Below are 24,490 nucleotides of genomic sequence, written 5' to 3'. Positions count from 1 at the left end.
ATGTCCCGGCTCGGCACGCTCGGCACCAAGATGTACCGCGGCGAGGCGACCTACGACTTCGTCGGCAAGCGGAAGTTCTGGTACGCCATCTCCGTCCTGCTGATCATCGTGGCCATGACGGGCTTGGGGGTCCGCGGCCTCTTCATGGGGGTGGAGTTCCAGGGCGGAGCCGTCTTCACCACCCCGCCCAACGCCAGCCTGTCCGTGGAGGAGGCCCGGCAGGTCGCCCAGGACGCCTCCGGAAACGACGCCCGAGTCCAGGAGCTCGGCGGCAACAACTCGCTGCGGATCCAGGTGACCGGCCTGGACACGGAGGAGTCCGACCAGACCCAGCAGGCCCTCGCCGAGGCGCTGGGCATCGACACCCAGGACATCGACGCCGAGGTGGTGGGCCCGAGCTGGGGCGACCAGATGACCAGCAAGGCGCTCCAGGGCATGATCATTTTCCTGGTGCTGGTGAGCGTCTACCTGGCCATCGCCTTCGAGTGGCGGATGGCGATGGCCGCTCTCGTCGCGCTCCTCCACGACCTCATCATCACCGTCGGCGTCTACGCCATCGTCGGTTTCGAGGTCACTCCGGGCACGGTGGTCGGCCTGCTGACGATCCTCGGCTATTCGCTCTACGACACCGTGGTCGTGTTCGACAAGGTCACGGAGAAGACGAAGAACCTCACCAAGCAGTACCGCTACACGTACTCCGAGCTGGCGAACCAGGGGCTCAACGCCACGCTGGTGCGTTCGGTGAACACCTCCATCGTCGCGCTGCTGCCGGTGGGGGGTCTGCTCTTCATCGGCACCGGGCTGCTCGGTGGCGGGATGCTCAAGGACATCGCCCTGTCGCTGTTCGTCGGTCTCGCCATCGGAACGTACTCCTCGATCTTCATCGCCACCCCGCTGGTCACGGACTTCAGGCTCCGCGATCGCGAGGTCCGGGCGCACGACCGCAGGATGCTCGCCAAGCGGGAGCAGCCCGAAGGGCCGGAGAGCGACGAGGACGGTCCCGGCGGCGGGGGCGGTCCCGGCGGCGGCGATGGCGGCCAGGGCCCGCAGAACGGACCGAAGATCACTGTGACGCGTGCCGGGGCCCCCGAAGGGGCGGGGGTGGGCGGCAGCCATCGGCAGCAGCCCGTCTCCCGGAACCGCGGCCGCGGCCGTCCGTCCGGGAAGCGCCGATGACCGGGGAGAGCCGGACGGCCGCTCCGGCGGTACCGGCCGAGGTGCGCAGCCTGCTGCTGAGCCGGATCCGTGACGTAGCGGACTACCCGCGGCCCGGGGTGCTGTTCAAGGACATCACCCCGCTGCTGGCCGACGCGGACGCCTTCGCCCGGCTCACCGAGGCGCTCGCCGCGGTCTGTGAGCGGCACCAGGCGACCAAAGTCGTCGGGCTGGAGGCCCGGGGGTTCATCCTCGCCGCGCCGGTGGCCGTCCGCGCGGGCATCGGGTTCATTCCGGTACGCAAGGCGGGCAAGCTGCCCGGAGCCACGCTGTCCCAGTCCTACGATCTGGAGTACGGCAGCGCCGAGATCGAGATCCACGCCGAGGACCTCACTCCCGGTGACCGGGTGCTGATCATCGACGACGTGCTCGCCACCGGCGGGACCGCCGAAGCGTCCATCCAGCTCATCCAGCGCACCGGGGCACAGGTGGTCGGTCTGGCAGTGCTGATGGAACTGGCTGTCCTGGGCGGCCGGGAACGGCTGATGCCCTCGCTCGACGGGGTGCCGCTGGAGGTCCTGGTCACCGTCTGACCACACAGTTCCCCCGCCCCGGGCGGCCGGCCCACCGCGATGGCCGACCGTCCGGGGCGGCTTGTTCTCCACAGGCCGATACGAGAGACCCGCCGCCCGGTCGTTACCATGGCAGTCCGATCGTTTCCCGGCCGGACCCTCCGCAAGCCGTCCGAGCCCGGAGGGGTGAGCCCGCACCCTGGGCGCACGCTCACCGGGGAGGGCCCGAGAAGGAGTGCCTTTGCCAGACGAGGCCAAGCCGTTCACCTCCGCGGAGCGGCAGAACCCCGAACCGCCGGCCGCCAAGGCGGCGGCCCCCGCCGACGGCACCGGTGCGACCGCCCCGCAGACGCCGGCCGGGCGCCCCGCGCGCGGTTCCGGCGGTGCGACGGCCATCGAATGGCGCGACGACTCGCAGGGCCGGTCCGCGACCTCCTCCAAGGCTGCCGCTCCGCCGGCTCCGGAGCCCCGGCCGGCACCCGCGGTGTCCGGTATCTCCGGACGCTCCGGCTCCTCCAACCGCGTCCGGGCCCGGCTGGCTCGGCTTGGGGTCCAGCGCTCCAGCCCGTACAACCCCGTGCTCGAGCCACTGCTCAGGGTGGTGCGCGCAAACGACCCCAAGGCCGACACCGCGGTGCTGCGGCAGATCGAGCGGGCTTACCAGGTGGCCGAGCGCTGGCACCGGGGGCAGAAGCGCAAGAGCGGCGACCCTTACATCACTCACCCGCTGGCGGTGACCACCATTCTGGGCGAGCTCGGGATGGACCCGGCCACCCTGATGGCCGGACTGCTGCACGACACGGTCGAGGACACCGAGTACGGGCTGGACAGCCTGCGCCGTGACTTCGGTGACCAGGTCGCGCTGCTGGTCGACGGCGTCACCAAGCTGGACAAGGTCAAGTTCGGGGAAGCCGCCCAGGCCGAGACCGTGCGCAAGATGGTCGTCGCGATGGCCAAGGACCCCCGGGTCCTCGTCATCAAGCTCGCCGACCGGCTGCACAACATGCGCACCATGCGCTTCCTCCAACGGGAGAAACAGGAGCAGAAGGCGCGCGAGACGCTGGAGATCTATGCTCCGCTGGCCCATCGGCTGGGCATGAACACCATCAAGTGGGAGCTGGAGGACCTGGCCTTCGCCATCCTCTACCCCAAGATGTACGACGAGATCGTCCGCCTGGTGGCCGAGCGGGCCCCCAAGCGCGACGAGTACCTGGCCACGGTCATCGACGAGGTCCAGGCGGACCTGGGAGGCGCGCGGATCAAGGCGACCGTCACCGGCCGGCCGAAGCACTACTACAGCGTCTACCAGAAGATGATCGTCCGGGGCCGCGACTTCGCCGAGATCTACGACCTGGTGGGCATCCGTGTCCTGGTCGACACCGTTCGCGACTGTTACGCCGCGCTCGGCACCGTGCACGCCCGGTGGAACCCGGTGCCCGGGCGCTTCAAGGACTACATCGCGATGCCCAAGTTCAACATGTACCAGTCGCTGCACACGACGGTCATCGGGCCGGGAGGCAAGCCCGTCGAGATGCAGATCCGCACCTTCGACATGCATCGGCGGGCCGAGTACGGCATCGCCGCGCACTGGAAGTACAAGCAGCGTGCGGTCGCCGGGAACTCCAAGGTGCGCGCGGAGCCGACGAAGAAGGGCGACAAACGCGGCGACACGGTCAACGACATGGCCTGGCTGCGGCAGCTGATCGATTGGCAGAAGGAGACCGAGGACCCGGGAGAGTTCCTGGAGTCACTGCGGTTCGACCTCTCCCGCAACGAGGTCTTCGTCTTCACCCCGAAGGGCGACGTGATAGCGCTGCCCGCCGGGGCCACCCCCGTGGACTTCGCCTACGCGGTGCACACCGAGGTGGGGCACCGGACCATCGGTGCGAAGGTGAACGGCCGCCTGGTGCCACTGGAGTCGACGCTGGACAACGGCGAGACGGTGGAAATCTTCACCTCCAAGGCGTCCGGAGCCGGACCGTCCCGGGACTGGCTGGGCTTCGTCAAGTCCCCCCGGGCCCGCAACAAGATCCGCGGCTGGTTCTCCCGCGAACGCCGGGACGAGGCGATCGAGCACGGCAAGGACGCCATCGTCCGCGCGATGCGGAAGCAGAACCTCCCGATCCAGCATCTCCTGACCGGCGACTCGCTGGTCACGCTCGCCCACGAGATGCGCTACCCGGACATCTCCTCGCTGTACGCCGCGATCGGTGAGAACCATGTGTCGGCGCAGAGCGTGGTGCAGAAGCTCGTTCAGGCCGTCGGGGGTGAGGAGGCCGCCAACGAGGATGTCGCCGAGACAGCGCCGCCGGTCCCCGCCCGCACCAAGCGGCGGTCCACCGCGGATCCCGGCGTGGTGGTCAAGGGCGTCGACGATGTGTGGGTGAAGCTCGCCCGCTGCTGCACCCCCGTCCCCGGCGATCCGATCATCGGCTTCGTCACCCGTGGCAGTGGTGTCTCGGTGCACCGCGGCGACTGCGTCAACGTGGACTCACTCGCCCAGGAGGCGGGACGGATGCTCGAGGTCGAATGGGCTCCCACCCAGTCCTCGGTGTTCCTGGTCGCCATCCAGGTGGAGGCGCTGGACCGGTCCCGGCTGCTGTCGGACGTCACCCGGGTCCTCTCCGACCAGCACGTGAACATCCTGTCCGCGGCCGTGCAGACCTCGCGGGACCGGGTGGCGATCTCGAAGTTCACCTTCGAGATGGGCGACCCCAAGCACCTGGGGCACGTCCTCAAGGCGGTCCGCGGAGTGGAGGGCGTGTACGACGTCTACCGGGTGACCTCTGCCCGCCGTCCGACCCCGGAGGACGGGTGATCCCGGGTACCGGACGCTCACCCCGGGGCGCCGGGCGGGCCGGGAACCGCTGAGCGAGGCCGGTGGGCCCGGTACGCACCGCGTACCGGGCCCACCGGCCCCCGCCGTGACCGAGAGCGGGAACCCTAGCCGCCGAACTCCTGCAGGCCCTTGAGCGCCTGGTCCAGCAGTGCCTGCCGGCCCGCCAGCTCCTTCTCCAGCTTCTCCGCCTTCGCGGTGTGGCCGGCCGCCCGTGCCTTGTCCGCCTGCGTCCGCAACTTGTCGACGGCCTCCTGCAGCTGTCCGGTCAGCCCGGCGGCACGCGCCCGGGCCTCCGGATTGCTGCGCCGCCACTCGGCCTCCTCCGCCTCCTGCACAGCACGCTCGACGGCCGCCATCCGCCCCTCGATCGCGGCCCGGTCGTCACGCGGGACGTGCCCGACGGCCTCCCAGCGCTCCGCGATCGACCGCAGGGCGGGCCGCGCCGTCTTCACATTGGTGATCGGCAGCAGCTTCTCCGCCTCGGTGGCGAGCTCTTCCTTGCGGGCGAGGTTGTCACGCTGTTCGGCGTCGCGTTCCGCGAACACCTCCCCCCGGGCCTGGAAGAAGACGTCCTGCGCCGCCCGGAAACGGCTCCAGAGGTCCTCCTCGACCTCCCGCTGCGCGCGGCCGGCGGCCTTCCAGTCCTGCATGAGGTCCCGGTACCGCGCAGCGGTGGGCGCCCAGTCGGTGGAACCGGAGAGTGCTTCCGCCTCGGTGATCAGTTTCTCCTTGCGGCGCCGCGCCTCCTCGCGCTGCGCGTCGAGCGCCGCGAAATGCGCCTTCCGCCGCTTGGAGAAGGCGGACCGGGCCTGGGAAAACCGCTGCCACAGCTCGTCGTCCGTCTTCCGGTCGAGCCGCGGCAGCCCCTTCCAGGTGTCGACGAGAGAGCGCAGCCGCTCACCCGCGGACCGCCACTGATCGCTGGCGCCCAGCTCCTCAGCCTCCGCGACCAGGGACTCCTTCGCCTGCCTCGCCTCGGCCGCCTCCTTGGCCTTCGCAGCCTTGCGCTCCTCACGGCGCTGTTCGACCGTGCCGACCAGCTTGTCGAGCCGCTTGCCCAACGCGTCCAGATCCCCCACGGCATGGGCCGCGGCGACCTGCTCACGCAGATGTCCGATGGCCTCCATGGCGTCCTTGGCCGACAGATCCGTCGTGCGGACCCTGCGCTCGAGGAGACCGATCTCCACGTCGAGGCCGGCATACTTGCGCTCGAAATAGGCGAGGGCCTCCTCCGGGGAACCGGCCTGCCAGGAGCCGGCGACCTTCTCCCCGTCGGCAGTCCGTACGTACACGGTCCCCGTCTCGTCGACGCGGCCCCACGGGTCGCTGCTCACAGCGCCTCCTCCACATGATGCCCACGACAGGGCGCGCGGCCCCCGGCATCGTCCACTGTTCTCGTCCGGTCTCGTCCGGCCGGCGGACCGACCCCGAGGGGGTGCCCGCCACCCCGCCAAACATAGGCGACGCGCCGCCCGGCTGTCCGCATCTCGCCGGCCGCAACTTGGCCGGCGCGGTCCTCAACCCCCGCTGACCGTGGCCCTGTCGATGACCACTGTCGCGTGCGGGGCGGTGTTGCCCGTCGCCGGATCCGGGTAGCTGCCCGCCTCCGAGATCCGCTCCAGGACCTCGGCACCTCCGGTGACCGTGCCGAAGGGGGTGAAGTCAGGAGGCAGGGGAGAGTCCTCGTACACCAGGAAGAACTGGCTGCCCCCGCTGTTCCGCCCGGTACCTGTGGCGGCGTCGTACCGGTTGGCCATCGCCACGGTCCCCGCCGGGTAGACGCCGTCCGCGACCGAGGGGTCGTCGAGATTCTCGTCGGGCAGGGAGTAACCCGGCCCGCCCCGCCCGGTGCCCTCCGGGTCACCGCACTGCAGCACCCGGACCGGTCCGGTCACCAACCGGTGACAGCGGGTGTGGTCGAAGTAGCCGTGGCCGGCCAGGAAGCGGAAGGAGTTCACGGTGCGCGGCGCCGCTGCGGCGTCGAGTGCGATCTCGATGTCACCGCAGGTGGTCTCCAGCAGCAGGCTGTACCCGGCCGACGGGTCGATGTCGAGGTCCGGCTCGGTGTCCCAGCGCTCCCCGGACGGCTCGCCCGCGGCCGGCTCCGCGCACGGATCTTCCGGTGCGGCTGACGCCGCCCCCTCACCGCCCTTGCCGGAGTCCAGGGTCATCGCCAGTGCCAGGGCCACCGTTCCGGCCGTCAGCACCGCCACGAGGAGTACGGCGACCGCCGCCGTCCGCCGCCGTCCGCCGTGGCGCGCCGCCGGCTCCCGCCGGGACTCCTGCCGGTGCTGCTTCGCGCGGGCGAGCTGCCTGCGCCGCTGTTCCCTGCTGACCACCGCTCTGGCCTCCTCCCGGATACCGTTCGGTACGAACCGTATCCGGGAGGAGTAACGGTTCGCTGCGGCGGTACCGGCGCCGGTAGGCTCTGACCCGGAGCCGACGTGCCCGAACGGAGGGCCCGGACACGGTCCGGGCCGGGAAAGGACAGGGACGAACGTGCTGATCGCCGGTTTTCCCGCCGGAGCCTGGGGGACCAACTGCTATCTGGTCGCCCCGGACGCCGGCGAGGAGTGCGTCATCATCGACCCGGGCCACGAGGCCGCCGAAGGGGTCGCGGAGACCATCGCGAGGCACCGGCTGAAGCCGGTCGCGGTGATCCTCACGCACGGGCACATCGACCATGTCGCCTCGGTGGTCCCGGTCTGCGGCGCTCACGAGGTGCCGGCCTGGATCCACCCCGAGGACCGGTACATGCTCAGCGACCCGGAGAAAGCACTCGGCCGGGTCATCGGGCAGCAGCTGATGGGTGAGCTGACCATCGGTGAGCCGGACGACCTGCGCGAGCTCACGGACGGCGCGGAGCTGGAGCTCGCGGGCCTGCGGCTGACCGTGGCCCACGCTCCCGGTCATACCAGAGGGTCGGTGACCTTCGCGATGCCGGAGCAGGGGGACATCCCCCCGGTGCTCTTCTCGGGCGACCTGCTGTTCGCCGGTTCCGTCGGTCGCACCGACCTGCCCGGCGGTGACCACACCGAGCTCCTGCAGTCACTGGGCAGGGTCTGCCTGCCGCTGGAGGACGCCACCGTGGTGCTGTCCGGTCACGGCCCCCAGACAACCATCGGCCGAGAGCGCGCGACCAACCCGTACCTGCGGGAGGTCGCCGGCGGCCCCGGATCCGTGGACCTCTCGGCTCCACGACGAGGAATGTGACGACTTCTTCCGTGAGCACTTTTTCCGCCCCCCGGGGCACGTACGACCTGATCCCGCCGGACTCCGCGGACTTCCTCGCCGTCCGCGAGGGCATCGCCGCCCCGTTGCGCCGCGCAGGTTACGGGTACGTCGAGACACCGGGCTTCGAACAGGCCGAGCTCTTCTTCCGCGGCGTCGGTGAGTCCACCGACATCGTCACCAAGGAGATGTACACCCTCACCACCAGGGGCGGCGACGAGCTGGCCCTGCGCCCTGAGGGCACCGCCTCGGTGCTGCGCGCCGCGCTGCAGGCCAACCTGCACCGCGGTGCGCTGCCGGTGAAGCTCTGGTACTCGGGCTCCTACTACCGGTACGAGCGCCCGCAAGCGGGCCGCTACCGGCACTTCTCCCAGGTCGGCGCCGAGGCTCTGGGAGCGGAGGACCCGGCGCTGGACGCCGAGCTGATCGTGCTGGCCGCCGACGCCTACCGGTCGCTGGGACTGCGCGGGTTCCGGCTGCTCCTCAATTCGCTCGGGGACAAGGAGTGCCGACCGGTCTACCGGGCCGTGCTGCAGGACTACCTGCGCGGGCTCGACCTCGACGAGGAGACCCGGGCACGGATCGAGATCAATCCGCTGCGGGTGCTCGACGACAAGCGCGAGCATGTCCGGAAGCAGCTCGCCGGGGCACCGGTGATGAGCGATCACCTCTGCGAGGGATGCAAGGGCTACCACGAGCAGGTGCGTGAACTGCTGGTCGCCGCGGGGATCACCTTCGAGGACGACGCGACGCTGGTGCGCGGCCTCGACTACTACACCCGCACCACGTTCGAATTTGTCCACGACGGTCTCGGCTCGCAGTCCGCGGTGGGCGGCGGTGGGCGCTACGACGGGCTTTCCGAGATGATCGGCGGGCCTCCGCTGCCGTCGGTGGGCTGGGCGCTGGGGGTGGACCGCACCGTGCTGGCCCTGCGCGCGGAAGGGGTGCGGCCGGCACCTGCCGCACCGCCCCTCGTCTATGCCGTGCCGCTGGGGGAGGAGGCCCGGCGCACCCTGTTCGGCCTGGTGACACAGCTGCGCAGGGACGGTGTCGCAGCCGACTTCGCCTACGGAGGGAAGGGCGTCAAGGGAGCCATGAAGGCGGCCCATCGCAGCGGTGCGCGCTACGCGGTCGTGCTCGGGGAGCGGGACCTCGCGCAGGGAGTGGCGCAGCTGAAGGATCTGCAGAGCGGCGAGCAGCGGCCTGTCGGGCTCGAAGCACTGGCCGGAGAACTCACCGGCAGGCGGGAATGAGCGCATTCGCGTGACCGCAACGGGCCGTTGGGCTCTACGCAGCGGAGCGCAGCGGGTGCACAATGTACGGCAGACCGGCTTTCCGAGCTGACCCAGAGGACACCATGACGACCACGGCACCTGCCGGCCCGCCCGCCAAGGGCTCGTCCTCCCGTGCGGAGGACGAGCAGGCGGAGAACCTCGCGGAGTACGAGAGCGCGGACGGCGCACCTCCCCGGGGAGCCGTCGGGGCGAGCCGGCCGTTCGCCTGGATGCTGGTCGTCACCGGCTTCCTCGGCCTGCTCGCCGCCTGGGTCATCACCCTGGACAAGTTCAAACTGCTGGAGAACCCGGACTTCGTCCCCGCGTGCAGCATCAATCCGGTGCTGTCCTGCGGCAACATCATGCAGAGCGACCAGGCCTCGGTCTTCGGGTTCCCCAACCCGATGCTCGGCCTGGTCACCTACGGCGCCGTGATCGCGATCGGGATGGGGCTGCTGGCCGGTGCCCGGTACCGGCGGTGGTTCTGGCTCGGCCTGCAGGCCGGCACCCTGTTCGGGGTGGCGTTCTGTACCTGGCTGATGTACCAGTCGCTGTACGAGATCGGCTCGCTCTGCTTGTGGTGCATGCTGGCCTGGGCCGCCACCGTCGTGATGTTCTGGTACACGGCCGTGCACAACGTCCGGCACGGATTCCTCCCGGTGCCGGAAGGCGTCCGGCGCGGCGTAACGGAGTTCCACTGGGTGCTGCCGGCCATGCACCTGGGCATCATCGGGATGCTGATCCTCACGCGCTGGTGGGACTTCTGGACCGGGTGACCTCCCGGCCCGATGCCCGCCGGGCCGGGAGGCGGACGCCGGGGCCGAGGCGATCGGGCGCGTTTCCCCCGGTGCCCCGCACCTCCCGATGCGGACCCGCGTGGACGGTGCGTGGGGAAGGACTGCTCTAGGGTGGCCGGTGTGGAGCCCGACCTGTTCACCGCCGCCGCGGAGGACCGCCAGGAGAAGGACCCGGCCGCCAGCCCGCTGGCGGTGCGGATGCGCCCGCGGACCCTCGACGAGGTCGTGGGCCAGGGCCACCTTCTGCGACCCGGTTCACCTCTGCGCCGCCTCGTCGGACAGGGCGGCAGCGGCCCGGCCGGGCCGTCCTCGGTCATCCTCTGGGGGCCGCCGGGCACCGGAAAGACGACGCTCGCCCATGTGGTCAGCAAGGCCACCGACAAGCGGTTCGTCGAACTGTCGGCGATCACGGCCGGAGTGAAGGAGGTGCGCTCGGTCATCGAGGGCGCGCGCCGCTCCTCGGGGGCCTACGGCAAGGACACTGTGCTCTTCCTCGACGAGATCCACCGGTTCAGCAAGGCGCAGCAGGACTCCTTGCTTCCGGCCGTGGAGAACCGCTGGGTCACGCTGATCGCCGCCACCACGGAGAACCCGTACTTCTCCGTGATCTCCCCGCTGCTGTCCCGTTCCCTGCTGCTCACTCTGGAGCCGCTGACCGAGGAGGACGTCCGGGGGCTGCTGCGGCGAGCCGTCGCGGGTGAGCGGGGCCTGGGCGGTTCCCTGTCGCTCCCGGCGGACACCGAGGCCCACCTGCTGCGCATCGCGGGCGGTGACGCACGCCGAGCCCTCACGGCTCTGGAGGCGGGGGCCGGTGCGGCGCTGGACCGCGGAGAGCCGGAGATCCGGCTGGAGACGCTGGAGCAGGCGGTCGACCGGGCAGCGGTGGCCTACGACCGTGACGGCGACCAGCACTACGATGTGGCCAGCGCGCTCATCAAGTCGATCCGCGGCTCCGACGTGGATGCCGCTCTGCACTACCTGGCGCGCATGATCGAAGCAGGGGAGGACCCCCGTTTCATCGCCAGGCGGCTGATGATCTCTGCCGGGGAGGACATCGGCATGGCCGACCCGTCCGCCCTGCAGACCGCGGTGGCCGCGGCCCAGGCCGTTGCCCTGATCGGTTACCCTGAGGCGCGGATTCTGCTGGGCCAGGCGACGGTGGCGCTCGCGCTGGCGCCCAAGTCCAACGCCGCCTACCTCGCCATTGACGCGGCCCTCGCCGACGTCCGGGCGGGCCTGGCCGGACCGGTGCCGCCGCATCTGCGCGACGCCCACTACGGCGGCGCGGGGAAGCTCGGCCATGGCCAGGGCTACCGGTACCCGCATGATCTGCCCGGTGGTATCGCCGCGCAGCAGTACGCTCCGGACGCGGTGCACGGCAAGCGGTACTACCACCCGACGCGGCACGGTGCAGAGGCGCGGTACGCCGAGGTGGTGGAGCGGGTGCGCGAACGTCTGACGGGCGAGCCTCCCGCCGGCTGACAGCCGCCGGGAATGGCCGGACCACCGGCAGTGTTCGGTTTGTCGGGAGGGGTACGCCGGCCGGCGGCTGAGGGCTGCCGGGTGCGGCCCGGGGTGCGGCTGATCCGTCGAGGGGCCACGGGACAGCACCACACCCCTCATTCAGATAAGGTAAGCCTCACCTAACTTTTATTGGAGGTCTCGTACGGTGAACCAGCCGCGCCCCAAGGTCAAGAAGTCACGCGCACTCGGTGTCGCTCTGACTCCCAAGGCCGTCAAGTACTTCGAGAAGCGCCCCTATCCGCCGGGCGAGCACGGCCGCGGCCGCAAGCAGAGCAGCGACTACAAGGTACGGCTGCTCGAGAAGCAGCGTCTCCGCGCGCAGTACGACATCAGTGAGCGGCAGATGGCACGCGCCTACGACCGCGCGCGCAAGATCGAGAGCAAGACCGGTGAGGCCCTCATCATCGAACTCGAGCGCCGGCTCGACGCCCTGGTGCTCAGGTCCGGCATCGCCCGCACGGTCTACCAGGCGCGTCAGATGGTTGTGCACGGACATATCCAGGTGAACGGGCGGAAGGTTGACAAGCCGTCCTTCCGCGTTCGCCCGGGGGACACGGTCGGGGTCCGTGAGCGCAGCCGCGGCAAGCATCCCTTCCTGGTGGCGCGGGAGGGCGGCTATGCCCCGGACGGGGAGACTCCGCGATACCTCGAGGTCAACCTGGAGGCTCTCGCCTTCCGGCTCGACCGCGACCCCCAGCGCAGGGAGATCCCGGTCGTCTGTGACGAACAGCTCGTGGTCGAGTACTACGCCCGCTGACCGTGGATCCACCGCACCGGCCGGGGCGCGGGCAGCCGGGGAGAAAGCGGTACGGACGAGGCGGCGGGGCGCGATAAGGTCGGGTTCTGCCGCCACGCCCGGAGCAGACCGCCGGGCGCGGGCGGCCGACTCCATCCGACCCGAGGGAAGCGGTGCAGCGTGTCCGGTGGTGAAGTGGCCGGCATCCTGGTGGCCGTCTTCTGGGCCATTCTCGTGTCCTTTCTCGCCGTGGTGCTGGTGAGGCTGGCTCAGACGCTGAGAGCGGCGACCCGGCTGGTGAGCGCGGTCACGGAGCAGGCGGTCCCCCTCCTCGGGGAGGCGTCGGCCACCATGCGGTCGGCACAGACCCAGCTCGACCGGGTGGACGCCATCGCGTCCGATGTCCAGGAGGTCACCTCCAACGCCTCCGCGCTCTCCTCGACCGTCTCGACCGCGTTCGGCGGTCCCCTCGTGAAGGTGGCGGCCTTCGGCTACGGCGTGCGCCGTGCCCTGAGCCGCAAGACCCCCCCACCCCCGCCCACCCGCCGCAACGTCGTGGCCGGCCGGACGCTGCCGTCCCCGCGCCGCGGCCGCGGCCGCAGAGGCGGAAAGGACTGATCAGTTCCATGTTCCGTCGTGTCTTCTGGTTCAGCACCGGTGCCGCCGCCGGGGTCTGGGCCACCCACAAGGTGCACCGCACCCTCCGCAGCCTGGCCCCCGACTCCCTGGCTCTCCGGGCGGCCGACCGGGCCGTCGTCACGGGGCACCGGCTCAAGCACTTCGCACTCGACGTCCGGACGGGCATGGCACGGCGCGAGGATGAGCTGAACGAGGCACTGGGGCTGACCACGGACCCCGACGGGCCCGTCACCGGGACCGCCGCCCAGCTCCCGCAGGCCCCGGGCCGGGCCCCGGCCGGCGGCCCCCTTCACCGAACGACCGGAAATGAGGACCACTGATGGAGTCGGCAGAAATCCGCCGCCGCTGGCTGAGCTTCTTCGAGGAGCGTGGGCACACTGTCGTGCCGTCGGCGTCGCTGATCGCGGACGACCCGACCCTCCTTCTCGTGCCCGCGGGCATGGTGCCGTTCAAGCCCTACTTCCTGGGTGAGGTCGCTCCGCCGGCGCCGCGTGTCACCAGCGTGCAGAAGTGTGTCCGCACTCCCGACATCGAAGAGGTGGGCCGGACCACCCGGCACGGCACGTTCTTCCAGATGTGCGGCAACTTCTCCTTCGGTGACTACTTCAAGGAAGGCGCCATCAAGCTCGCCTGGGAGCTGCTCACCGGCTCCGTGGCGGACGGCGGCTACGGGCTGGACCCGGAGCGGCTGTGGATCACCGTCTACGAGCGGGACGACGAGGCCGAGCGGATCTGGCGCGAGGTCGTCGGGGTGCCCGCGGAACGCATCCAGCGTCTGGGGATGGGGCCCAACTTCTGGTCCATGGGTGTGCCGGGTCCCTGCGGCCCGTGTTCGGAGATCAACTACGACCGCGGCCCCGAGTTCGGCCCCGAGGGCGGCCCCGCGGTCAATGACGAGCGCTACGTGGAGATCTGGAACCTGGTCTTCATGCAGTACGAGCGCGGGGACGGCGAGGGCAAGGAGGACTTCCCGATCCTCGGCGAGCTGCCCGCCAAGAACATCGACACCGGACTCGGACTCGAACGCCTGGCGATGATCCTGCAGGGCGTGCGGAACATGTATGAGACCGACACCCTGCGGGTGGTCATGGACAAGGCCACCGAGCTCACCGGCGTGCGGTACGGCGCGGCCGAGGAGTCCGACGTCTCGCTGCGGGTGATCGCCGACCACATGCGCACCTCGGTGATGCTCATCGGGGACGGCGTCACCCCGGGGAACGAAGGGCGGGGCTACGTCCTGCGCAGAATCATGCGCCGGGCCATCCGCACCATGCGTCTGCTGGGCGCCACCGGCCCGGTGGCCGGCGAGCTGGTCGACGTCGTGCTCGCCTCAATGGGCCTGCAGTACCCGGAGCTCCTCACCGACCGCAGGCGCATCGAGACGGTGGCGCTGGCCGAGGAGGGCGCCTTCCTCAAGACGCTCAAGGCCGGCACCAACATCCTCGACACCGCCGTCGCCGAGACGAAGGCGGCCGGTGGCTCCGTGCTCACCGGCGACCGGGCCTTCCTGCTTCACGACACCTGGGGCTTCCCGATCGACCTCACCCTGGAGATGGCCGCTGAACAGGGTCTGTCCGTGGACCAGGAGGGCTTTCGGCGCCTGATGCGGGAGCAGCGGGACCGGGCCAAGGCCGACGCACGCGCGAAGAAGACCGGACACGCCGATCTGTCGGCCTACCGTGCGATCGCCGATGCCGCGGGCGTCACCGAGTTCACCGGCTACACGCACACCGAGGGCGAGTCCTCGGTGGTCGGTCTGCTGGTGGACGGGCTTTCCTCACCGGCCGCCCTGGAGGGTGACGAGGTGGAGGTCGTACTCGACCGGACCCCGTTCTACGCCGAGGGGGGCGGTCAGCTCGCCGACACCGGCAGAATCAGGCTGGACACCGGGGCTGTCATCGAGGTCCGTGATGTGCAGCAGCCGGTCCCCGGTGTCAGCGTCCACAAAGGCGTGGTGCAGGTCGGAGAGGTCACCGTCGGTGCGGCCGCCCACTGCGCGATCGACCTGATGCGGCGCCGCTCCATCGCCCGCGCCCACAGTGCCACCCACCTCACCCACCAGGCGCTGCGGGACGCTCTGGGCCCCACTGCCGCCCAGGCGGGTTCGGAGAACGCCCCGGGCCGCTTCCGCTTCGACTTCGGCTCGCCCACCGCGGTCCCCGGTTCGGTGCTCACCGATGTGGAGCAGCAGATCAACGAGGTACTCGGCCGGGAACTCGACGTCACCGCTGAGGTGATGTCGATGGCGGACGCCAAGAAGCAGGGTGCGATCGCCGAGTTCGGCGAGAAGTACGGCGACCGGGTGCGGGTTGTCACCATCGGTGACTTCTCCAAGGAGCTGTGCGGCGGCACGCACGTCCACAACACCGCGCAGCTCGGCCTGGTCAAGCTGCTGGGCGAGTCCTCCATCGGGGCCGGTGTGCGCCGGGTGGAGGCGCTCGTGGGCACGGACGCCTACCACTTCCTCGCCCGGGAGCACACCGTCGTCGCCCAGCTCACCGAGCTGCTCAAGGGCCGCCCGGAGGAGCTGCCGGAGAAGGTGTCCGGGATGCTCGGGAAGCTCCGCGAGGCGGAGAAGGAGATCGAGAAATTCCGTGCGGAGAAGGTCCTGCAGGCCGCAGGCGGTCTGGCACGCGACGCCCGGGACATCCGCGGCGTGGCGCTGGCCTCCGGACGGGTACCGGACGGCACCTCCGCGGACGACCTGCGGAAGCTCGTTCTCGACGTACGCGGACGCATCCCCGGGGACCGCCCCGCCGTGGTCGCGCTGTTCACGGTGGCCAAGGGCCGTCCGCTCACCGTCATCGCCACGAACCAGGCGGCCCGGGAACGCGGACTGAAGGCCGGTGACCTGGTCCGGGCGGCGGCCAAAGCCCTCGGTGGTGGTGGCGGCGGCAAGCCCGATGTCGCACAGGGCGGGGGACAGGACCCGGCCGCCGTGGACACGGCACTCGCCGCGGTCGAACGCCTCGTGGCGGAAGCCGTCTGATGCGACGGGGGAGAAGGCTGGCTGTCGATGTCGGCGAGGCCCGGATCGGGGTCGCCGCCTGCGACCCCGACGGGCTCCTCGCCACCCCGGTGGAGACGGTGCCGGGGCGCGATGTGCCGACGGCCCAGCGGCGGCTCGCCGCTCTGGTCGCGGAACTCGAGCCGCTGGAGGTCGTGATCGGGCTCCCGCGTTCGCTCAGCGGGCGTGAGGGCCCGGCCGCGGCCAGGGTGCGCGTCTTCGCTCAGGAGACTGCGCGCCGTGTCGCCCCGGTACCGGTGCGGCTGGTGGACGAGCGGATGAGTACGGTCACCGCAGCTCAGGGAATGCGGGCCTCCGGCACCTCCGCCAGGAAGGGGCGCTCACGCATCGACCAGGCCGCTGCCGTGGTGATCCTGCAGAGTGCGCTGGAGACCGAACGGGTGTCGGGCAGACCTCCCGGGGAGTGCGTCGAAGTGGTTGTGTGATCGCAGTGCGGTAACGTTCCGCGGAACGCAGCCGTTCGAATACCACGGCCGGCCGCGGTCTGTTCGCGCTTCCGTCCGGGGTGCCGACGACCCGCAGCTGCCTGCCGTCACAAGGGGATCGATGACTGAGTATGGCCGGGGTTCCGGCTCCGAACCGTGGCATCCCGACGACCCGCTCTTCGGGGACCGGGACTGGGAGGACAGGTACGGCACCGCGTCGGGCCGCGCCGGGAGCCAGGCTGCCTGGGAACAGCAGTACGGCGGACAGCAGCAGCCCTATCCGCACCAGAACCACCCCGGACAGCAGCAGTCCTATCCCCAGCAGGACCACCCCGGACAGCAGCAGTACCCCGGACAGCAGCAGTACCCCGAGCAGCAGTACCCCGCGCACCAGCAGTACCCCGCCCAGGGGCAGCAGTACGGTCAGCAAGGATACCCCGGTCAGCAGTACTCCGGGCAGCAGGGACACCACGGACAGCAACACTACTCGGAGCAGCAGTATCCCGGTCAGCACTACTCCGGGCAGCAGTACGACACCCCCGCCGGCGGACAGAACCACTCGCAGCAGTACCACGGCGGGTGGGAGGCCGACCGGGCCTATGGCGGGGATCCCTACGCCCAGCAGCACACCCCGCCGGACGGCACCGGGGAGCACCGTCCCGACATGTACGCCACCGACCGGGCCTATCCGCCGCCCCGGCCTCAGCATCAGCGGCAGGCGCCGGGGCCGGAGCCTGCCCCGCGCCGGCCGGAGGCGCGGGAAGCCGGCCGGGGCCCCGATCCGGACACCGGCTGGGACCCGGGGCCCGACCAGGGGGAGCAGGACTTCTTCGGCGGCCGGGACGACGAGGACGAGGACCGGGACGAGAGCGCGGGCCGCGCCGGTGGGAAGTCCGCCGGCCGGGGCGGAAAGGCGAAGAAGCGGAACCGCAGCGGCTTCGCCTGCCTCGTGATGGCCGTGGTCCTCGTGGGCGGTGTGTCCGCGGTGGTCTACTACGGCTGGCAGACCTACCAGAGCCGGTTCGGAGCCGCACCCGACTACGCCGGGCAGGGCACCGGCGAGGTCCAGGTCGAGATCCCGGAAGGCGCCACGCTGTCCGGAATGGGCAACCTCCTGAGGAACGCCGGTGTGGTCAAGAGTCACGACGCCTTCGTCGAGGCGGCCGGGGCCAACCCCGCGGCGCGGAACATCCAGGCGGGCATCTACACCCTCCGCGAGGAGATGTCCGCGTCGGCGGCGATCGAGATGCTGACCGATCCGTCCGCGCTCAACACCCTCACCATTCCCGAGGGCTGGCGGGCGACCCGGATCTACGAGGCGATCGACGAGCAGCTCGAGCTCCCCGAGGGCACCACCGAGAAGGTTGCGGGCGAGGCAGATCTCGGTCTGCCCGACTGGGCGGAGGGGGACCCCGAAGGCTTCCTCTTCCCCGCGCGCTACAACGTGGGAGGGGACTCCGCGCCCGAGGACGTGCTCCGGCAGATGGTGCAGCGGGCAGAACGTGAGTTCGCCGACCTCGACCTCGAGTCCGAGGCGAAGAAGGTGAACAAGACGGCCCGTGAGGTGCTCATCATCGCCTCGCTGATCCAGGCCGAGGCCCAGGAGGACGACGAGTTCGGCAAGGTCTCCCAGGTCATCTACAACCGGCTGGACATCAACATGCAGCTGCAGTTCGACTCCACCATCAACTACGCGGAAGGCCGATCGACGCTGGATGTGACGGTGGAGGACACCAAGCTCGACAACCCGTACAACACCTACCGGTACTACGGGCTGCCTCCGGGGCCGATCGACAACCCCGGTCACCAGGCCATCGACGCGGCGTTGCATCCGACCGAGGGCGACTGGCTGTTCTTCGTCACCGTCCGCCCGGGCGACACCCGCTTCGAACGGGACCAGGCCGATCACGACAGGCATGTCGCGGAGTTCAACGAGGAGCGGCGCAAGCGGAACCAGGACGGGAACGACTGATGGCCGGTGCTCCGGCTTCCCCCAGGCGGGCGGCGGTGCTGGGCTCACCCATCGCGCACTCGCTGTCCCCGGTCCTGCACCGGGCGGCGTACGAGGAGCTCGGCCTCCGGAACTGGACCTACGACCGCTTCGAGGTGGATGAGTCAGGCCTCCCGGGATTCCTCGACGGGCTGTCGGCGGAATGGGCGGGGCTCTCCCTGACCATGCCGCTGAAGCGCGCCGTGATCCCCCTGCTCGACCGGATCAGCGAGACCGCGGCGTCGGTGGAGGCCGTCAACACTGTGCTGTTCACCGGCGACGGCCGGCGGACCGGGGAGAACACGGATGTCCCCGGCATGCTCGAGGCACTGCGGGAGCGCGGGGTCGACCGGGTGGAGCGGGCCGCCGTCCTCGGCGCCGGGGCCACCGCCTCCTCGGCCCTGGCGGCTCTCGCCCGGATCTGCACCGGCGAGGTGACGGCCTACGTCCGCAGCGCGGACCGGGCCGGGGAGATGCGCCGCTGGGGCACCCGGCTGGGTGTGGAGGTGCGGACCGCTGACTGGTCCGACGCCGCTGAGGCCCTGCACGCTCCGTTGGTCATCGCCACCACGCCGGCGGGCAGCACCGACGCGTTGGCGGGGGCGGTGCCGGAAAGCCCCGGCACGCTCTTCGACGTGCTGTACGACCCGTGGCCGACGGCGCTCGCCGCCGCCTGGTCGGCCCGGGGCGGCCCGGTGGTCGGGGGGCTCGACCTTCTGGTGCACCAGGCTGCCCTCCAGGTGCAGCTGATGACCGGACGCGTCCTCGCGGGGCCGGATCGCATGCGCAGCGCGGTGGAGGCGGTCCGCCCGGCGGGCCGCCTCTGAGCAGAGGGAGGCCGGCCGGCTCTCCGGCCGGTCCGCGACCCGGACGGGCGGCGGACCGGCAGCGCACCCGTGGGATGATCGGGGAGAGCATTCGCACGGTCGAAGTACCCGAGGAGACCCGTTGAGCAGGTTGCGCTGGCTGACCGCGGGGGAGTCCCATGGCCCCGCACTCGTGGCAACCCTGGAGGGGCTCCCCTCCGGCGTGCCGATCACCACGGACATGGTTGCCGACGCCTTGGCGCGCCGGCGCCTCGGCTACGGCCGCGGCGCCCGCATGAAGTTCGAGCGGGATGAGGTCACGTTCCTCGGAGGCGTCCGGCACGGCCTCACTCTCGGCTCCCCGGTGGCCATCATGGTCGGCAACACCGAGTGGCCGAAATGGGAGAAGGTCATGGCGGCCGATCCCGTCGATCCCGGCGAACTCGCCGCCCTGGCACGCAACGCCCCGCTGACCCGGCCCCGCCCGGGACACGCGGACCTGGCCGGTATGCAGAAGTACGGCTTCGCCGACGCCCGGCCGATCCTGGAGCGGGCCTCCGCCCGGGAGACCGCTGCCAGAGTGGCGCTGGGGACTGTTGCCCGCTCGTACCTCGAAGCGACCGCCGGTATCAGGATCGTCTCGCACGTCGTCGAGCTCGGCCGGGCCCGTGCCCCGTACGGCGCTGTTCCGCAGCCCGGCGACGTGGCCGCCCTGGACGCCGATCCGGTGCGCTGTCTGGATCCCGGGGCGAGCAGGGCGATGGTCGCCGAGATCGACCAGGCGCACAAGGACGGCGACACCCTCGGCGGGGTTGTCGAGGTGGCCGTCCACGGGGTGCCCGTCGGTCTCGGCTCTCATGTGCACTGGGACCGCCGGCTCGACGCACGGCTCGCCGCTGCGCTGATGGGCATCCAGGCGATCAAGGGGGTGGAGATCGGCGACGGATTCGGTCTGGCCCGGGTCCCGGGTTCGCAGGCGCACGACGAGATTGTTCCCACCGCGGAGGGCATCCGCCGGACCTCAGGCCGTTCCGGAGGCACCGAAGGAGGGCTCACCACCGGTGAGCTCCTCCGGGTGCGGGCCGCGATGAAGCCGATCGCGACCGTGCCTCGGGCTCTGGCCACTGTTGACGTGACCACCGGTGAGCCGACGAGCGCCCACCACCAGCGCTCCGATGTCTGCGCCGTGCCGGCCGCCGGCATCGTCGCCGAGGCGATGGTGGCCCTGGTGGTCGCGGACGCTGTCGCGGAGAAGTTCGCCGGTGACAGCGTCACCGAGACCCGCCGTAACGTCACCGGGTACCTCGACCACCTGGAGATCCGATGACCGGCCCGGCTGCGGTACTGGTCGGCCCTCCCGGCGCGGGCAAGACGACCGTCGGTACCCTGCTCGCCGACCGCCTGGGACTGCCGCTGCGGGACACCGACGCGGACATCGAGCAGCTCGCCGGCAAGGCCATCCCGGAGATCTTCTACGCCGAGGGCGAGGAGCGCTTCCGTGCGTGGGAGCGGGAGGCGGTCAGGGCCGCACTGGAGGAGCACGAGGGAATCGTGTCACTCGGCGGCGGAGCGGTCCTGGACGCGGGGAACCGCGCCCGGCTGGCCGGCCTGCCGGTGGTATTCCTCGATGTCGCCCTCGCCGATGCGGTGCGCCGGGTCGGCCTCGACGCACCGCGGCCGCTGCTGGCCGTCAATCCCCGGCAGCAGTGGCGCACCCTGATGGAACACCGCAGGCCGTTGTACACCGAGGTCGCCCGCGTGGTGGTCAGTACCGAGGGCCGCAGCCCCGAAGAGGTCGCCCGGACGGTCTTCGACGCATTGGAGCTCAGGACAGCATGACCACCGACACCCCCATCCGAATCTCCGTCAGCGGTACCGCCGGCACCGAGCCGTACGACGTCCTCATCGGACGGGAGCTGCTGGGTGAGCTGCCCGGCCTCATCGGCCGGGATGCCAGGCGCGTCGCGGTGCTGCACCCGGAGGCTCTGGCGGAGACCGGCCGGCTGCTGCGGGAGGACCTGGCCGAGCAGGGCTACGAGGCCATCGCCGTGCAACTGCCGAACGCCGAGGAGTCCAAGACCGCCGAAGTCGCCGCCTACTGCTGGAAAGCTCTGGGACAGACCGGTTTCACCCGCACCGATGTCCTCGTCGGTGTGGGTGGGGGCGCGACGACCGACCTCGCCGGGTTCGTGGCCGCCACCTGGCTGCGGGGCGTGCGCTGGATCGCGGTGCCCACCACCGTGCTGGGAATGGTGGATGCCGCGGTCGGCGGCAAGACCGGCATCAACACCGCGGAGGGAAAGAACCTGGTGGGGGCCTTCCACCCGCCGGCCGGGGTGCTGTGCGACCTCGCGGCGCTGGACTCCCTCCCGGTGCACGACTACGTGTCCGGCCTGGCCGAGATCATCAAGGCGGGATTCATCGCGGATCCGGCCATCCTGGAGCTCATCGAGTCCGACCCGGCAGCCGCCCGCACCCCTGAAGGCCCGCACACCGCGGAGCTGCTGGAGCGTGCCGTCAGGGTGAAGGCCGAAGTGGTGTCGGGGGATCTCAAGGAGTCCGGCCGGCGCGAGATTCTGAACTACGGGCACACACTGGCGCACGCCATCGAGAAGAACGAGCGCTACGAGTGGCGGCACGGTGCGGCCGTCGCCGTGGGCATGGTCTTCGCCGCCGAGCTGGGCCGGATCGCCGGCCGGCTGGACGATGCCACCGCTGACCGGCACCGCACCCTCCTGCAGGCGGTCGGGCTGCCCGTCACCTACCGCGGGGATCAGTGGCCCCGGCTGCTGGAGACCATGAAGATCGACAAGAAGTCCCGGGGTGACCTGCTGCGCTTCATCGTCCTGGACGGTATCGGCCGCCCCGCCGTGCTCGAGGGCCCGGACCCGGCGATGCTGCTGGCCGCGCACGCGGAGATCGCCGCATGACCGCCCCGCCCAGGGTCCTGGTGCTCAACGGTCCCAACCTCGGACGGCTCGGCTCCCGGGAGCCCGATGTCTACGGCTCCACCTCGTATGCCGGCTTGGTGGAGAGGTGCACAGCGCTGGGCGAGGAGCTCGGTTTCGACGTCGAGGTGCGGGAGACCAACGACGAGGCCGAGATGATCCGCTGGCTGCACGAGGCGGCCGACGGGTCGTTGCCCGTGGTGCTGAACCCCGGCGCCTTCACCCACTACTCCTATGCCCTGCGGGACGCCGCCGCCCAGCGCACGGCTCCGCTGGTCGAGGTGCACCTTTCCAACCCGTACGCCCGTGAGGAGTTCCGTCACACCTCGGTTGTCGCGGCGGTCGCCAGCGGGACCGTCGCGGGCTTCGGAATCGGCTCCTACTTCCTGGCTCTGCGCTCTCTCGCCGAGCCGGCCGAGAAGCGGCCGGGCAGCTGAGAAGGTACCGGCCGCGGCAACCCCGCGGCCGGGCAGGCCCGTGCTACCCGGCGTGATCCCGGATAGCGTGTGGCCCCGGCCGGCCGTACACCCGGCCCTTGCACAGAATGCCCCGAGACGGACGGAGTGGCAGCGGATGCATCAGCCAGGCAATGCCCCAGTGCCGCCCCCGGCGCCCCCCGACGGCGGGACGGCCGGTCACATCCAGCTCCCGCCCGCCGGGTTGCTGCCTGCCCCGGCACCCGCTGCCGGGAGTGGGCACGCGGTGGCGGCCCAGGCCGGTGTCGCGGTCCTGCTGATCGGTCCGGCCGGAGCCGGCAAGACCACCGTGGCCCGCTACTGGGCGGAGTCCCGGCCGGTACCTACCGCCCACATCAGCCTGGACGACGTGCGGGAGTGGGTGCGCTCCGGATTCGCGGACCCCCGGACCGGCTGGGACGACCGCTCCGAGGCGCAGTACCGGCTGGCCCGCCGCACCTGCGGATTCGCCGCCCGCAACTACCTCGCCAACGGCATCTCCTGCATTCTGGACGACGCGGTCTTCCCCGACCGCCCGGCGGTCGGCCTGGGAGGCTGGAAGCGTCATGTGGGCCCGGGCCTCATCCCCGTGGTGCTGCTGCCCGGCCTCGAGATCGTTCTCGAGCGCAACGCGGCCCGCAGCGGCACGCGTCGGTTGTCCGACGAGGAAGTGGCCTCCATCCACGGCCGGATGGCCGGCTGGTACGGCTCGGGACTTCCCATCATCGACAATTCCCGGAACGACGTGCCGGCCACCGCCAGAATGCTGGACGACGCGGTGGCCCGCAGCCTCACCACTCCGTCGCAGTGGTGAGCCCGGCCCCCTGACCACCACCGGCGCCGCGGGTCGGAACGCCTGCGAAACGCCCGTCCGGCCGCGTCGGGACGGCCCTCGGCCCGCCGCCCTGCGTACGCTCGGCTCATGCCCGAGGTACACCAGGCCCGACGCTCCCGACTGCGTGCGCGTGTCGAGGCGGCCGACGACGGTGCGATGCTGCTGGTCTCCCGGCCCGCCAACATCCGCTACCTCGCCGGCTCCGCCCCCACCGGCGCGCTGCTGCTCATGGCGTCCGCCACAGCCGCCGGCGGTGACGTGCTTCTCGTCCCGTACGGCGCAGCGCAGGAGCTCGTGGGGCGGCAGGGTGACGACGGGGGTCTGCGCGTCCTGCCGCTGGACGGCGGAGCCGACCCGGTGCTCGCCGCGGCCTCCCTGGCCACCGGGGAGGGCGTGGCCGCGCTGGCGGTCGAGGAGCATCACCTGACGGTCGCCCGGCACCGCGCGCTGGCCGATGCGGCACCTCGGCTGCGCCTGTCCGACCTGGGATGCGCTGTGGAGCAGCAGCGGCTGGTCAAGGACGAGGGGGAGATCGCGGCGCTGCGTATCGCCGCGGAGATCACCGACCGGGCCCTCGGTGAACTGCTGGAGTCCATTCTGGTCGGCCGGACCGAGCGTCACCTCGCCCTGGAGCTCGACCGCCGGCTCGTCGATCACGGAGCTGAGGGTCCTGCTCTGCCCACTTCGGTGGCCGCGGGGCCGCATGCCGGGCTCGCCGGTCACCGTCCCACGGAGCGACGGGTGGAGGAGGGCGATTTCCTGTCCGTCCGGCTGGGAGCCCGGTTCCACGGTTACGGGTGCTGCATCGGCAGGACCTTCGTGATCGGCAGTGCCCCCGACGACTGGCAGCTCGAGCTCTACGACCTGGTGTTCAGCGCTCAGCGGGCCGGGCGTGAGGCCCTGGTGCCGGGCGCGGAGTACCGCGAGGTGGACCGGGCGGCCCGGCGGGTGATCGCCGGGGCCGGGCACGGGGAGGCGCTGGGTCCGCTGACCGGGCGCGGTGTGGGGCTGGAAATCGGGGAGGACCCTCGGTTGTCGCCCGCCGCCATGGGTAGACTGACCCCTTGCGTGCCGGTCACCGTCGAGCCGGGGGTCCACCTCCCCGGCCGGGGCGGGGTCCGGATCGACGACACGCTCGTCGTCCGCTCACTCGCGGACGGCGGACCCGAGCTACTCACCATCACGACCAAGGAGCTTCTCGCTCTCTAGCCTCACGGGGCCGGCGGGAGCCCTTGG

General features: G+C 71.1%; 22 protein-coding genes. 20 read left to right on the top strand and 2 right to left on the bottom strand.

The window, feature by feature from the left end:
• The 3 genes from secF (at nt 1) to PJ985_RS15295 (ending at nt 4,545) form a co-directional block, all read left to right on the top strand.
• On the top strand, nt 1–1,176 hold the full coding sequence (secF, locus tag PJ985_RS15305; protein ID WP_271684317.1) for a protein translocase subunit SecF: 1,176 nt from the start codon (nt 1–3) through the stop codon (nt 1,174–1,176).
• Nucleotides 1,173–1,748 (top strand): adenine phosphoribosyltransferase, encoded by a 576-nt coding sequence (locus PJ985_RS15300; RefSeq protein ID WP_271684316.1) that lies wholly within the window; start codon nt 1,173–1,175, stop codon nt 1,746–1,748. Before secF ends, PJ985_RS15300 begins: the two co-directional genes overlap by 4 nt.
• A 373-nt stretch (nt 1,749–2,121) precedes the next feature.
• Nucleotides 2,122–4,545 carry a RelA/SpoT family protein gene (locus PJ985_RS15295; RefSeq protein WP_443033497.1) on the top strand — a complete coding sequence of 808 codons (2,424 nt, stop codon included), beginning with the start codon at nt 2,122–2,124 and terminating at the stop codon, nt 4,543–4,545.
• Between the two features lie 125 nt (nt 4,546–4,670).
• Here the strand turns inward: PJ985_RS15295 and PJ985_RS15290 are convergent, their stop codons facing one another.
• The gene (locus PJ985_RS15290; protein WP_271684314.1) at nt 4,671–5,900 is read right to left on the bottom strand and encodes a DUF349 domain-containing protein; all 1,230 of its coding nucleotides are present in this window, start codon (nt 5,898–5,900) and stop codon (nt 4,671–4,673) included.
• 183 nt (nt 5,901–6,083) lie between these two features.
• A complete protein-coding gene (locus PJ985_RS15285; RefSeq protein WP_271684313.1) occupies nt 6,084–6,905 on the bottom strand; it encodes a peptidylprolyl isomerase in 822 nt (273 codons plus the stop codon).
• Between the two features lie 160 nt (nt 6,906–7,065).
• Between PJ985_RS15285 and PJ985_RS15280 the strand changes: the two genes are divergently transcribed.
• The 17 genes from PJ985_RS15280 (at nt 7,066) to PJ985_RS15200 (ending at nt 24,463) form a co-directional block, all read left to right on the top strand.
• On the top strand, nt 7,066–7,779 hold the full coding sequence (locus PJ985_RS15280; protein WP_271684312.1) for an MBL fold metallo-hydrolase: 714 nt from the start codon (nt 7,066–7,068) through the stop codon (nt 7,777–7,779).
• Between the two features lie 11 nt (nt 7,780–7,790).
• Nucleotides 7,791–9,050, top strand: a complete 1,260-nt coding sequence (gene hisS / locus PJ985_RS15275; protein ID WP_271684311.1) for a histidine--tRNA ligase — start codon at nt 7,791–7,793, stop codon at nt 9,048–9,050.
• A gap of 104 nt (nt 9,051–9,154) precedes the next feature.
• Nucleotides 9,155–9,847, top strand: coding sequence for a vitamin K epoxide reductase family protein (locus PJ985_RS15270; RefSeq protein WP_443033492.1), 693 nt, complete (start codon nt 9,155–9,157; stop codon nt 9,845–9,847).
• A 141-nt stretch (nt 9,848–9,988) separates the two neighbouring features.
• The gene (locus PJ985_RS15265; protein WP_271684310.1) at nt 9,989–11,350 is read left to right on the top strand and encodes a replication-associated recombination protein A; all 1,362 of its coding nucleotides are present in this window, start codon (nt 9,989–9,991) and stop codon (nt 11,348–11,350) included.
• Between the two features lie 187 nt (nt 11,351–11,537).
• A complete protein-coding gene (rpsD, locus tag PJ985_RS15260; protein ID WP_271684309.1) occupies nt 11,538–12,149 on the top strand; it encodes a 30S ribosomal protein S4 in 612 nt (203 codons plus the stop codon).
• 159 nt (nt 12,150–12,308) lie between these two features.
• Nucleotides 12,309–12,746: a DUF948 domain-containing protein gene (locus PJ985_RS15255; protein WP_271684308.1), complete on the top strand. Its 438-nt coding sequence runs from the start codon at nt 12,309–12,311 to the stop codon at nt 12,744–12,746.
• 8 nt (nt 12,747–12,754) lie between these two features.
• A complete protein-coding gene (locus tag PJ985_RS15250) occupies nt 12,755–13,087 on the top strand; it encodes a DUF6167 family protein (RefSeq protein ID WP_271684307.1) in 333 nt (110 codons plus the stop codon).
• Nucleotides 13,087–15,756 (top strand): alanine--tRNA ligase, encoded by a 2,670-nt coding sequence (gene alaS / locus PJ985_RS15245; RefSeq protein WP_271684306.1) that lies wholly within the window; start codon nt 13,087–13,089, stop codon nt 15,754–15,756. Before PJ985_RS15250 ends, alaS begins: the two co-directional genes overlap by 1 nt.
• A complete protein-coding gene (gene ruvX, locus PJ985_RS15240) occupies nt 15,756–16,220 on the top strand; it encodes a Holliday junction resolvase RuvX (protein ID WP_271684305.1) in 465 nt (154 codons plus the stop codon). Before alaS ends, ruvX begins: the two co-directional genes overlap by 1 nt.
• 121 nt (nt 16,221–16,341) lie before the next feature.
• Complete coding sequence (mltG, locus tag PJ985_RS15235; RefSeq protein ID WP_271684304.1) at nt 16,342–18,192, top strand: endolytic transglycosylase MltG; 1,851 nt, start codon at nt 16,342–16,344, stop codon at nt 18,190–18,192.
• A complete protein-coding gene (locus PJ985_RS15230) occupies nt 18,192–19,037 on the top strand; it encodes a shikimate dehydrogenase (RefSeq protein ID WP_271684303.1) in 846 nt (281 codons plus the stop codon). The genes mltG and PJ985_RS15230 overlap by 1 nt, the downstream gene beginning before the upstream one ends.
• 121 nt (nt 19,038–19,158) lie before the next feature.
• Nucleotides 19,159–20,343, top strand: coding sequence for a chorismate synthase (gene aroC / locus PJ985_RS15225; RefSeq protein WP_271684302.1), 1,185 nt, complete (start codon nt 19,159–19,161; stop codon nt 20,341–20,343).
• Nucleotides 20,340–20,855, top strand: a complete 516-nt coding sequence (locus tag PJ985_RS15220; RefSeq protein WP_271684301.1) for a shikimate kinase — start codon at nt 20,340–20,342, stop codon at nt 20,853–20,855. Before aroC ends, PJ985_RS15220 begins: the two co-directional genes overlap by 4 nt.
• A complete protein-coding gene (gene aroB, locus PJ985_RS15215; RefSeq protein WP_271684300.1) occupies nt 20,852–21,946 on the top strand; it encodes a 3-dehydroquinate synthase in 1,095 nt (364 codons plus the stop codon). The genes PJ985_RS15220 and aroB overlap by 4 nt, the downstream gene beginning before the upstream one ends.
• Nucleotides 21,943–22,401, top strand: a complete 459-nt coding sequence (gene aroQ, locus PJ985_RS15210; protein WP_271684299.1) for a type II 3-dehydroquinate dehydratase — start codon at nt 21,943–21,945, stop codon at nt 22,399–22,401. Before aroB ends, aroQ begins: the two co-directional genes overlap by 4 nt.
• On the top strand, nt 22,295–23,233 hold the full coding sequence (locus PJ985_RS15205; protein WP_443033491.1) for an AAA family ATPase: 939 nt from the start codon (nt 22,295–22,297) through the stop codon (nt 23,231–23,233). Before aroQ ends, PJ985_RS15205 begins: the two co-directional genes overlap by 107 nt.
• A 108-nt stretch (nt 23,234–23,341) precedes the next feature.
• The gene (locus PJ985_RS15200) at nt 23,342–24,463 is read left to right on the top strand and encodes an aminopeptidase P family protein (protein ID WP_271684298.1); all 1,122 of its coding nucleotides are present in this window, start codon (nt 23,342–23,344) and stop codon (nt 24,461–24,463) included.
• Nucleotides 24,464–24,490 lie beyond the last annotated feature (27 nt).

It is taken from the genome of Streptomyces sp. ACA25 (genome assembly GCF_028200735.1).
Taxonomy (GTDB): domain Bacteria; phylum Actinomycetota; class Actinomycetes; order Streptomycetales; family Streptomycetaceae; genus Streptomyces.
Note: the sequence above shows the minus strand (reverse complement) of the source record. Positions and strands in the feature narration are given on the sequence as shown.